General features: G+C 43.9%; 9 protein-coding genes. 5 read left to right on the top strand and 4 right to left on the bottom strand.

The annotated features are described in order from the left end of the window. Positions 1-136 precede the first annotated feature (136 nt). Positions 137-1,042 carry an Rpn family recombination-promoting nuclease/putative transposase gene (locus RIC07_RS11870; protein WP_446394713.1) on the top strand — a complete coding sequence of 302 codons (906 nt, stop codon included), beginning with the start codon at positions 137-139 and terminating at the stop codon, positions 1,040-1,042. Between the two features lie 117 nt (positions 1,043-1,159). On the opposite strand, the gene galT is transcribed toward RIC07_RS11870, so the two are convergent. Next, the gene (gene galT, locus RIC07_RS11865; RefSeq protein WP_446394712.1) at positions 1,160-2,158 is read right to left on the bottom strand and encodes a galactose-1-phosphate uridylyltransferase; all 999 of its coding nucleotides are present in this window, start codon (positions 2,156-2,158) and stop codon (positions 1,160-1,162) included. A 181-nt stretch (positions 2,159-2,339) separates the two neighbouring features. Here galT and RIC07_RS11860 point away from each other — a divergent pair, with 181 nt between their 5' ends. Further along, a complete protein-coding gene (locus RIC07_RS11860) occupies positions 2,340-3,839 on the top strand; it encodes a glycosyltransferase (RefSeq protein ID WP_446394711.1) in 1,500 nt (499 codons plus the stop codon). Between the two features lie 328 nt (positions 3,840-4,167). Here RIC07_RS11860 and RIC07_RS11855 read toward each other — a convergent pair whose 3' ends face one another. Next, complete coding sequence (locus tag RIC07_RS11855) at positions 4,168-5,892, bottom strand: ABC1 kinase family protein (RefSeq protein WP_446394710.1); 1,725 nt, start codon at positions 5,890-5,892, stop codon at positions 4,168-4,170. A gap of 163 nt (positions 5,893-6,055) precedes the next feature. Beyond that, positions 6,056-6,196, bottom strand: coding sequence for a hypothetical protein (locus RIC07_RS11850; protein WP_446394709.1), 141 nt, complete (start codon positions 6,194-6,196; stop codon positions 6,056-6,058). 82 nt (positions 6,197-6,278) lie between these two features. On the opposite strand from RIC07_RS11850, the gene RIC07_RS11845 reads away from it, so the two are divergent. The 3 genes from RIC07_RS11845 (at position 6,279) to RIC07_RS11835 (ending at position 11,324) form a co-directional block, all read left to right on the top strand. Next, a complete protein-coding gene (locus tag RIC07_RS11845) occupies positions 6,279-6,470 on the top strand; it encodes a hypothetical protein (RefSeq protein WP_446394708.1) in 192 nt (63 codons plus the stop codon). A 628-nt stretch (positions 6,471-7,098) separates the two neighbouring features. Continuing rightward, positions 7,099-10,698: an NACHT domain-containing protein gene (locus RIC07_RS11840; protein WP_446394707.1), complete on the top strand. Its 3,600-nt coding sequence runs from the start codon at positions 7,099-7,101 to the stop codon at positions 10,696-10,698. A gap of 77 nt (positions 10,699-10,775) precedes the next feature. Then, complete coding sequence (locus RIC07_RS11835; RefSeq protein ID WP_446394706.1) at positions 10,776-11,324, top strand: Uma2 family endonuclease; 549 nt, start codon at positions 10,776-10,778, stop codon at positions 11,322-11,324. A gap of 198 nt (positions 11,325-11,522) precedes the next feature. Here RIC07_RS11835 and RIC07_RS11830 read toward each other — a convergent pair whose 3' ends face one another. Beyond that, positions 11,523-11,660 carry a hypothetical protein gene (locus RIC07_RS11830; RefSeq protein WP_446394705.1) on the bottom strand — a complete coding sequence of 46 codons (138 nt, stop codon included), beginning with the start codon at positions 11,658-11,660 and terminating at the stop codon, positions 11,523-11,525. Positions 11,661-11,753 lie beyond the last annotated feature (93 nt).

The following is an 11,753-nucleotide window of genomic DNA, read 5'->3' as shown; positions in this document are numbered from 1 at the left end:
TTTCTTAGCACAGCGTACAGCGTTTATGTCCAGGTACTTACAATAAAAGTTGCAGGTGTTCCCTATTCCCGAAATCTTTGATCTGTTTTTATCATAAATACTCTGGAATTGCTATGGTTTCAAAGAGGAATAAATTATGACTAAGAGAAAATTTATTAGCCCTAAAATTGATTATGCCTTCAAAAAAATATTTGGTTCAGACCAAAGTGAAGACATTCTCATCAGCTTCTTAAATGCAATTGTCTACAATGGGGAAAGTGTCATTTCTAGCTTAACCATTGTCAACCCTTACAATCCCGGTCAAGTCGAAACCTTAAAAGATAGTTACTTGGATATCAGGGCTGTTCTAAATAATGGAGAAATTGTCCTCATTGAAATGCAGGTCGCACGGATAGCCGCTTTTCATAAGCGAGTGACCTACAATCTCTGCAAAGCTTATGCTAATCAGTTGGAATCAGGAGACTATTACCTGGAGATTACGCCAGTTATTGCCGTGACAATCACCGATTTTATTCTGTTCAAAGAAAGCCATAAATGTATTCATCATTTTGTGTTCAAAGACCAAGAAAGCTCATCGGAATATCCTGAACATGAATTGCAGCTAATTTTTGTGGAATTACCGAGATTTGTGAAAAAATTGCCAGAATTACAGACATTGGCAGAGAAATGGATTTATTTTATGACGCAGGCTCAAGACTTAGAAGAAATTCCCGAAAGTTTGGCAGAAGTTACAGCAATAGAAAAAGCGTTAACGATAGCTAATCAAGCGAACCTGACACCAGCAGAAGCCGAGGAAGTCAGTCGTCGAGCCATGCAGTTGCGAGATGAGATAGGACGCATTAAATATGCTACCGAAGAAGCATCGCAGGAGGCGCGGGAAGAAGGTCGTCAAGAAGGTCGTCAAGAAGGCAAAAAAGAAGAACAACGCGCTATTGCTAAAAAGCTACTCACCCTACTGGATGACGAAGCGATCGCGGGAACAACGGGATTAAGTCTGGAAGTCGTTCGAGAACTGCGCGAGGAAGAGTCTGAGAATTTGTAGAACTAAGTACCTGGACATAAATTTTGTACGCTGTACTAAGAAATGTGAACAAGCCTCAAATTTTCCCTGTTCCCTGTTCCCTGTTCCCTGTTCCCTGTTCCCTGTTCCCTCGACCAATTAAGAATTCAAAAAATCGGCATCAACTTCAGGTAAAGAAGGATTGATACTAATCCCAGAACCCAGTTCAAATCCGGCTGGAGTCGTTAGCCGAGGGCTAATTTGGCAATACCAGTGAATTTGGGGTTCTTCTGCTTTGTAACGGGCAGCGGTATTAATCACATAATTATAATCGGGATCGCTTAGCTTTTCATACAACCGAGTCAGGACATTTTTGAGAATTAACGCAAAATGGGATTTTTCTATAGCGGAGATACTGCCAAAATCTGCCTCATGTTCCTTTGGCATAATCCAAGTTTCAAAGGGCACATCAGCCGCAAAAGGAATAAACGCCAGAAATGATTCATTTTCAGCAATCACCCGTCTGCGGTGATGCTGTTCAAACTCTAAAATATCGCAATACACACATCGTTGCCATTGATCATAATATCGCTGGGCTTCTTGTTCTCGCACTCGAATATTTTGCGGAACCATACCCGTGACAATCATTTGAGAATGGGGATGACTTAACGATGCACCCGCTTTCATCCCATGATTGCGAAAGATGATTGCCATCATATTCTTATGGACTTGCATGAGTGAGACGTAGCGCTTGTGATACGTCTCAATCACCGTTTCTACGTCCTCGATTGACATTGTGGCAAGATCTTGATCATGATCAGGACTTTCAATAATCACTTCATGCTGACCATAACCGGGCATCATTAAATAAATACCCTCCTGCGATCGTTCTCTGTCTTCATTGGGGGTTAACGCCGGAAACTTATTCAGTACAACTCGCGTTTGCCAGCCTTTGTGGTGTCGGCTGGGCATTTCCAGAAAAATTGACTCAGATTTATGTTCATTGCCGGGACAAAAGGGACAATCTCGAGGTAGAATCCCTGAAGCTTGTTTTTGGCGACTCTGTTGCTGAAAATCCTGGGGACGTTTACGCCGACTGGGTGCATAAATCACCCATTCTTTCGTCACCTTGTTGAGTCGGATTTGACCGGATTGCATACTATCTAGCCCCTATAATGTACTTGGATAATCGTTGTCTTATAGTTGTTGATAATCGTTCTGATCGGAATTTTGTCTGATGTTAACTCATCCGTTGCGTCTATCATTTATCATCCAGACATCATTTGTCTGATGTCAACTCATCCGTTGCATCCCTCATTCATCATTCATTATTCAGACAATGTACATTGGCTTTCTCAACCCCCAAGGCAACTTTGACCCAGATGACAGGTATATTACAGAACATCCCGACTTTGGCGGTCAACTGGTGTATGTCAAGCAAGTCGCCCTGGCGATCGCGGCACAGGGACACCGGGTTGATATTCTCACCCGTCAAATCATCGATCCAGAGTGGGAGGGGTTTGCTGAACCCTTTGATGCGTATCCCGGTGTAGAAAATGTCCGGATTGTCCGCTTACCCGCCGGACCCCAGGAATTTTTACGCAAAGAGTTACTCTGGACTCATTTGGTTCGAGATTGGGTGTCTAATCTTCTCAAATTTTATCAAGAACAGGGGGATTTTCCCGACATCATGACCGCCCACTACGCAGACGGGGGACTGGCGGGTCTATTACTTGAAGAGCAAACAGGTATACCCTTCACATTTACCGCTCATTCCCTGGGCGCTCAAAAGATGGATAAACTCAATGTGACGCCAGAAAATTTGGCACAAATGAACAACTATTACTTCTTTGGACGCCGCCTGGTTGTCGAACGTTTAAGCATGAATCACTCGGCGATTAACATTACTAATACTCGCCAAGAACGCTTCAACCAATATAGTCATCCGGCGTATCGGGATGCTGTCGATGTCCATAATGATGCTCGCTTTGCGGTAATTTCACCGGGAGTAGACCCAGCTATGTTTAGTGCTGAGGTTCGCTCTGCCAACGAAGAGGCAACCTATCAGTTAGTTCAAGATAAATTAGCGCGGGATATTGCTGAGTCGCGGCGCGATTTACCCGTGATTCTGGCATCGAGTCGATTAGACCCCAAAAAGAATCTTTTGGGACTTGTGCAAGCCTTTGCCTACAGTCCCACCTTGCAAGAACGAGCCAATGTGGTGCTAATTACGGCTGGGTTAGATAATCCCCTAAAGGAGAAAGTAAAGGATGAACAAACCGAACAAAAGGTATTAGCACCAATCCGAGAAGTGGTGAATGACCATAACTTATGGGGCAAAATTAGCGCCTTTTGCGTCCCCGATCAACCCGCCCTAGCCGCAACCTATCGCTTTTTAGCCCAACGCCGCTCCGTATTTGCCCTACCCTCTCTGTTTGAACCCTTTGGTTTAGCCCCCTTAGAAGCCGCCGCCGCCGGATTGCCAGTTGTCGTTACTCAAAATGGCGGAATTACAGAAAGCTTACAGACAGATAATCAAGACTATGGCGTTTTGATTGACCCCGATGATCCGGCGGATATGGCGCGAGGATTGGAGCGGTTAATCTGTAATGAATCTGAGTGGCAGAGTTTTTCTAGTCGGACTCAGCAACTGGTATTAAATCACTATACCTGGGAGAGTACGGCTCAAGGCTATTTAAACGTAATTGAGCAGATTTTATCGTCACCTAAAACCAATCGTCGAGTACCGCAACTCCCGATTCATCCGTTTTGGCGTGATCCCCAACCGGAAAATGATGTTTCCTTGGCAGAACTGAGTCAACTCTACTTTGGTAAATAGCCAGTTTCTTAGTTGCGCTTGGGCGCTAAAAATCCGATGAAGCCAAGCTGTAGGGGCGAGTTTTACCGATAACATTTTGGCACAAATCGATAACTTTACTAAACCCGCCCTTGGGGGAGAAAAACTACTATTATGCGCTGCACTTATATGAGTAGTGTTAAACGTTTAGATCCCCCTAAATCCCCCTTAAAAAGGAGGACTTTGATTCATCTGATGTCTGGACCCATCACCCATAATAAAAACTTCTCCCCATCTCACCCTCACCCCATCTCCCCATCACCCTAATTATGGGTATTCAACCGGACATGATATCATGTCTTGTTGCGCTCTAATCACGAAGCATCGCCGTCAAGGGTAAAATTGCCGCAATTTGCTCCGTTGACATATTACCCAAAGAATTTAACGCCACATTAAATAATCGTCCTGGTTTCAAGTCATCTTTGACCAAATTCCAGAGGCGTTGCACTTCTTCAGTGTGCAATCGGTCATCTTCCGTCAACGCCAATAGTACCTGACGCCGCAAAAACTTCCCTTCTTCCGATAACAGATATTGCAATCCTAGTTGCGCTGTGGGGAGCAAATCAAAGTTATCATCAGATCGCGCGATCGCAATCATATTCTCTAAGCGTTGCCATTGGAACCTACCATCCTTGAACAACACCTCAATCAACCGCCGCCGCATAGCTGGCGATTCTCCTTTGAGTAGACGTTTGGCGACGTAAGGATAAGACACCTCAACAATTTTGAAATCTGGATTCAGGGTTAACGCTAACCCTTCCTGAGTCACCAATGACCGAATAATCAGGGCAAACTTGGCGGGAACTCGGAACGGATACTCAAACATTAACTCGGAAAAACTATCCGTAATCGTTTTAAAATTAAAGTCCCGTACACTTTGACCCACCGCGTCTCCCAGCACTCGTTCTATGGCGGGAATAATTGGTGTGATGTCTGTATCTGGGGTTAAAAAGCCGAGGATGACAAACTTTTTCGCTAACTCAACATAGTCCTTATTAATTAAATCAATAACCGCACTGACAATCGTTTCTTTCGTTTCTTCCTCCAACTGATCCATCATGCCAAAGTCAATGTAAGCCATGCGACCATCGGGCATAGCAAACAAGTTACCGGGATGGGGATCAGCGTGGAAAAAGCCGTGTTCTAAGAGTTGACGTAAACCCGCTATGACCCCTGTTTGAATCACTTGGTCAGCATCAAGTCCCGCTGTGCAAAGACTTTTAGTATCGGTTAACTTACACCCATTAATCCACTCTAAGGTTAAGACCCGGTGGTTACTGTACCTCCAATAAATGGTCGGTACTTTAACACTGGGATCATCACGGAAGTTACTAGCAAAGAGTTCCGCATGGCGACCTTCGTTGACATAATCGATTTCTTCAAACAACTTAATGCCAAATTCATCGACAATTAATGTCAGATCATGACCCAGATTCAGGGGAAGCCATCGGGATAACCAGCCGGCTGACTTCCGCATTAAATAGAGATCCAGAGTTAGGTATTTGAGTAGGTTAGGGCGCTGTACCTTAACCGCTACCTCTTCCCCGGTATAGAGATAAGCATGATAGACTTGACCGAGACTTGCCGCCGCGATTGGATCAGGGGAAATTTGGCGATAGACTTCACTCACCGGACGCTCTAACTCTGACTCAATAATCGCGAAGGCGGTTTTATTGTCAAAGGGTGGAAGTTGGTCTTGTAGCTTAATCAGTTCTTCTAAAAAATCTTTGCGAACTAAATCGGGGCGCGTGGATAACGCTTGTCCCACTTTAATAAATGTCGGACCGAGGCGAGTCAGGATCTGTCGCAGTTGAGTAGCGCGTTTAAACCGATTCCGCTCAACTTGGTTCCGCCACTCGTCCCACTTGAGACCTAGAATAAACTGTACGAAGTTCCAGATAATCCTTAACGCCCGCCAGAGAACCACCCAAGGGCGATAGCGGTATTTAGCTGCGATCACGTCGGGATCATAGCGCCGTCGGGGTTTAATCTGCTCGGCTTCAAGATAATCAACTTCAATGTAATGCTGACTCACAGCGATTTATAGCCTCTCACGTAACAAACTAGAAAAGTTTATTTATTTTTTTATCGTTTTGTTAAGTATATTCTAAGTGATCCTACTTAGTCCAGACCACAACAGTGCTGAGGGGGAGTGGGGAGAGTCGAGAGGCTGACGGGAAGCAGGTGGGCTGAAACCATTACCTGATAAAGCTTTCAGTAGCTATTTGGGTGTTCCTAGCCGATGTTGGATTGGTTGGTATCGCCTTTCTGGGAGAATAGAATAAGTAGGTGGGGACAATTAAAGTTAACGGTGAAGATCGTCCTTTGTCATTCGTCATTTGTCATTTGTAAAGTTGCCTCCTTTGAGAACCCAAACCAACTCGCATACGAAACCGAAGAGCAAATGATCCCGATCCCATCGTGCAACGCTTTGCCCACGAACAATTGGATAAATTAATTCCCAGTTATCGTCTCAGTCAGGGGATTTTCAGTGTTCAAAAAACCAACGCGATCGCACTCCACCCCAAACGCGACAACAACCCCTCTCTTGACCTGGAGCGTTTCCCGATAAAATTATCGAATTCACCCCTAACTCCCAAACGGGGAAAATAAATTCCATTTCAGTGTTGACAAATGCCGTAGTTTTGTGGGAGACTTACTTCATAATGGGAAAATATGCCCGCCTATAGGGTCGATTGAATCCCAATTCAACACCCCTACTATAACTGAAACCAGGAGTTTAAGTTTGTCTCATCAGTAAGAGTGTGAAAGGTCTCAAGGAAGCACAACGTCTCTGAATCAGTTAAAGAGTCAGAACCTGTAAAAAAGTCGATGCGATACGTTCTCTTCGGAACAGGCTCCGCCAACGCGCTTTGATAAACAATTCCCAGTTATCGTCTCAGTCAGGGGATTTTCAGTGTTCAAAAAACCAACGCGATCGCACCCCACCCCAAACGCGACAACAACCCCTCTCTTGACCTGGAGCGTTTCCCGATAAAATTATCGAATTCACCCCTAACTCCCGAACAGGGAAAATAATTGCCATTTCAGTATTGACAAATGCCAGGATTTTGTGAGAAACTTACTTCATAATGGGAAAATATGCCCACCTATAGGGTCTGTTTTCATCCTGTATTCAACACAACTATGGGGTGAAATCATGATTAGAGTCGTTAAGATTATCATTGACCCACTGGCGACTATAGTAGAAAAATAGAGATGAGTCGTTGGATAGTATCGGATGGATGCGCTCGTTGTTTGGGGGGTTGCCAATGCGGTTGGATTCGTCTTTGGGGATGTTCTCAAGGAGTTGGCGAAGGGAACCTTAGAAGATTATACGAAAGATTTCTTCAAAGATCGCATTAAAGCCTTACCGGAACGCTTCAACAAAGAACCTCTGGTGAAAGCCATGGGTAAAGCCCTAAAGGAATTCTTGCAATTGGTACAAGAGGAGTTGGAAACCTGGGGGTTGAGTCAGGATGAATTGAAACCCTATCAGGGGGCGTTAAAGAGATTTATTCACGATAAGGCGGTTAAGCAAGAGTTAAGTCAAGCCTTTGCCGAGGGGTGTCGTTCTCTGGATGGGTATACCTTAGCCCAAACCTGGGAAATCCTGCAATTAAAGGCGTTACCAGCAGAATTTGATTGGCAAGCGATTACTCAGCAGTATCTCCGGCGAGTGAAAGCAATCTGTCGAGAGTCTGATGAATTAAGAATGATTCTCGATTCCCAGAACCTAGAGGCGATTCGAGACAATACTGACGCGATCGCAGGTATTATCCCAGATTTTGACCTACGCCAGTATCGGGAAAGCCTACAAGAGTTCTATGGCTATCTCAAATTAGAAACCTTAGATCCCGGTAGCTACAAGTACCCGATGCGCTTATGGCAGGTGTTTGTCCCTCAAATGGTGCGGGAAGCCATGCCGCTTTATGATATTCCTAGAGATTATCTGAAACGGTTACAAGATGCCAACCAGTTAGATGAACAGATTTCCCCGGAAGAATTGGAACAGTATCGGGAAACCTACTACCGACAGCCGATTCGTTCGGTATTAGACATACTCCATCAACCCAATTACCCCTACATCGTTATTTTAGGTGATCCAGGTTCCGGGAAATCCACATTAGCCCAATATGTGGCGCTAGATTGGGCAGAGAAACCGACAAAAACAATTCCCCTGCTGATAGAATTACGGAATTATGCCCGCGATCGCACGTTACCGAAAACCTTCTTGGAGTTTATCCATCAGGGGGCGGCGGCGATTTGTCATCTGAATCAACATCGCTTAGATGAAGTCTTAGAAGCCGGGGATGCATTTGTCTTATTTGATGGTTTAGATGAAATATTTGACCCCGTTGCTAGAGATACGCTAATTACCGAGATTATCCGCTTTACGAATCAATATCCCCAAGTTCGAGTCATGGTAACCTCTCGGATTATTGGCTATAAAGCCCAACGGTTACGGGATGCCCAGTTTCGTCATTTTACCTTACAGGACTTTGAAGCCGAGCAAATTCAGGCATTTGTACAGAAATGGCATGATTTAGCCTTTGGGAATCAACCGGATAAACCCCGACTACAAAACCGCTTACAACGGGCAATTAATGAGTCACCCGCGATTCGGGAATTAGCCGGAAATCCCTTATTGTTAACCATGATGGCAATCTTAAATCGCAACCGAGAATTGCCACGGGAACGGGCAGAACTTTACGATGAAGCATCGCGGGTTCTCCTCCATGAATGGGATATTGAGAAAGGATTACCCCCCGATGAAAAACTGTCCCCCGACACGATTACTCGCAAAGAAAAACAGGCGATGTTGCGGCGAGTAGCGTATCAGATGCAAGCCGCACCTCAAGGGTTAGCCGGGAATTTAATTAATGTGGATGAGTTGGAACGGATTTTAGCGGGATATTTAGAGACGCTACAAGACGTAGAAAAACCGCGAACGGTGTCTCGGTTAATTATTAAGCAGTTACGGGAACGAAATTTTATTTTATGTTTTTCTGGTGCTGATTGTTATTCCTTTGTCCATCGCACGTTCCTGGAGTTTTTCTGTGCGTGGGAGTTTGTCTGGCAATTTAAAGAGAAACAATCGCTTTCCATAGAGGAACTTAAGACGGAGGTATTTGGCAAGCATTGGCAGGAGGAGAGTTGGCATGAGGTACTGCGGTTAATTGCGGCGATGATTGATGAGCAGTTTGTTGGGGAAATTATCGATTATTTAATCAAGCAGAATGGTAAAGCGGCTAAGTTTAGGAATTTATTTTTAGCAGCTAAATGTCTTACTGAAGTTAGAATTCGTTCCCAGATTAGCCAAACGGCGACTCAACTCCTTGATCAACTGAAAACCTTATGCAAATGGGTAGATTATAAGCAGATTAAAAATCAAAAACAATTCAGCTTAATCACAGAAATTCAGACTCAAGCAGTAACAACAATTGCCTCAACTTGGAAAGAGGACAGCAAAACTTTACCTTGGCTTATATCTCGTCTTGCTCAAAACAACGTTCTTTCAGTGCGCCAAGCAATTTTGCAGGAGATAGTTCAGGGGTATAAAGAACATCCTGATACATTTCAGCTTTTAAGTTATTGCGCTCAGTCCCATAATAACTCAGATGTGCGAATAGCTATTCTACAGGAGATAATTAAGGGCTGGAAATATCATACTGAAACTTTGTATTTACTTAAGATTCGCGCCTATTATGACAACTCTTCCAGGGTAAGAGAGATGCTCTTAAAAGAGTTAATTCATAATTGGCACTATGATACTCAAATCATAAGTCTCAAAATCCGTGTTCAGTATGATGAAAATCCGCAAATACGAATAGCTGAACTACAAACGTTAGTTCGTACCTGTAAGGATGAGCCAGACACATTAGATTTTCTCAAAAAATGCGTCCAGTCCGATAGGGATGTAACTGTGCGAAAATTCGCATTACAGGAATTAGCTCGTGGTTGGAAAGACAAGCCTAATACTTTAGATTTTCTCAAAAAATGCGTTCAGTCTGACAGGGATATTAATGTACGAAAATTCGCCTTGCAGGAATTAGTCAGTGGCTGGAGAAATGATCCTAATACATTAGGTTTTATAAAGTTTTTTATCTTGTCCAAGAGCGATGCATCAGTACGACAATGTGCTTTACAGGAATTAGTCCGTGGCTGGAAGAACGAGCCTGATACCTTAGCTTTTCTCAAATCCTGTACCCAGTTCAATAGCGATAGATCAGTGCAAAAATTCGCTCTACAGGAATTAGCCCATGGCTGGAAGGATGACCCTGATACCTTAGCTTTTATAAAATCACATGTCCAGTCTAATAGCATTAAAATTGTGCCAGAATTAGCCATACCGGAATTAGCCCGTGGCTGGAAAGATGATCCTGATACCCTAGCTTTTCTCAAAAAATGCGCTCAGTCTAGCAGGGCAACCGTGCGGCAGTCAGCCTTAAAAGAGTTAGCTCGTGGCTGGAAAGATGACCCTGATATTTTAACATTGATCAAAAAATGCGCCCTGTTCGATAGAAACCAAACTGTGCGAAAAGTGGCAATACAAGAATTAGCATTGGCTTGGAAAAACAACTCATCTATATTCAGTTTTTTGTGTTATTTTGTGGTCGAACATGATTTGAATTTTTATAGTTGTTATGACAATAATCCTCGAAAAACCGGACTTGAGATTATTGTAAAACAATACCCTCATTATCCTCAAACTTTCAAACTCTTGCAAAACCTGATAGCATACGATCCAGATCCTAACGTGCAACGCTTTGCCCGCGAACAATTGGACAAATTACGCCAAAAACAAACAAACGCGCACCCACCCAAAACGCCACAATAACCCCTCTGCGAACCTCTGCGCTACCCTCTGCGTTCCTCTGCGTTACCCTATAAACATTACCGAATTCACCCCTAACCATGATCACCTCAACAATTCCCACCATTTACCCCCAACCCATCTCCCTAGAAGACTGGATGGAAAATCCCCCCATTGGTACAGAATGGATCAATGGAGAATTAATCGAGACCAATGGCATGACACTCAAACATAGTGAAATTCAGGGGAACTTGTACTTTTACTGGAGAAGTTATCAAGACTCTAGTGGACAAGGAGGAAAAGTATATACAGATGTTCCTTGTCGCACCAATAAACAAGGGCGTTGTCCCGATGTCGCCTATCTTCCCCCAGAACTCGTTACCCAATATGGTGATGCAAAAGTCCTCCCCCGCAGTTTTCCCCTGAGTGCAGAAATCGTTTCCCCCACTGATTTAGCTGAAGATGTGATTCTCAAAGCCCAAGAATATTTACAATCAGGAGGTGAGGAAGTTTGGTTAGTCTTTCCAGAAAGCCGTTGGATTATTATCGCCACTCACAACCAGAGATTGGTATTTACTTCTGGGGAAGTGGTGAGTACACAAACTGTTTTACCCGGTTTCCGTATAACTGTTGATGAACTATTAGCCTAGAATCACTAAAATCATTTCTATTTCAGTATTGACAAATGCGGTGGTTTTATTTTAGACTTACTTCATAATGGGAAAATATGCCCACCTATAGGGTCGATTTCATCCCGATTCAACACAAACATTCGGTGAAATCACGGGTTTAAGCTTATCCCATCAGTAAGAGTGCAAATTGCCCTAGTCAAGAAATCCGTTAAAGCGTCAGAACATGCCAGAAATATGGATGCGATACGTTCTCTTTGGAACAGGTTCCGCCAACGCGCCAATATCAACAATTCCCAGTTCTGGATCTTCAGTGTTCAAAAAACAAACGCGATCGCACCCCACCCAAAACGCCACAATAACCCCTCTGCGAACCTCTGCGCTACCCTCTGCGAACCTCTGCGTTTCCCGATAAAATTATCGAATTCACCCCTAACTCCCAAACAATGA

The sequence above is a fragment of the Coleofasciculus sp. E1-EBD-02 genome (assembly GCF_040218245.1).
Classification (GTDB): domain Bacteria; phylum Cyanobacteriota; class Cyanobacteriia; order Cyanobacteriales; family Coleofasciculaceae; genus Coleofasciculus.
This window is presented reverse-complemented; position numbering and strand designations above follow the sequence as displayed.

What these genes read in the sequence shown, in the direction of transcription:
- RIC07_RS11850 (WP_446394709.1), bottom strand. Translation starts at nt 6,196, where the DNA reads ATGACGAATGACAAAGGACGATCTTCACCGTTAACTTTAATTGTCCCC.
- RIC07_RS11860 (WP_446394711.1), top strand. Translation starts at nt 2,340, where the DNA reads ATGTACATTGGCTTTCTCAACCCCCAAGGCAACTTTGACCCAGATGAC.
- RIC07_RS11835 (WP_446394706.1), top strand. Translation starts at nt 10,776, where the DNA reads ATGATCACCTCAACAATTCCCACCATTTACCCCCAACCCATCTCCCTA.
- RIC07_RS11870 (WP_446394713.1), top strand. Translation starts at nt 137, where the DNA reads ATGACTAAGAGAAAATTTATTAGCCCTAAAATTGATTATGCCTTCAAA.
- RIC07_RS11840 (WP_446394707.1), top strand. Translation starts at nt 7,099, where the DNA reads ATGGATGCGCTCGTTGTTTGGGGGGTTGCCAATGCGGTTGGATTCGTC.
- galT (WP_446394712.1), bottom strand. Translation starts at nt 2,158, where the DNA reads ATGCAATCCGGTCAAATCCGACTCAACAAGGTGACGAAAGAATGGGTG.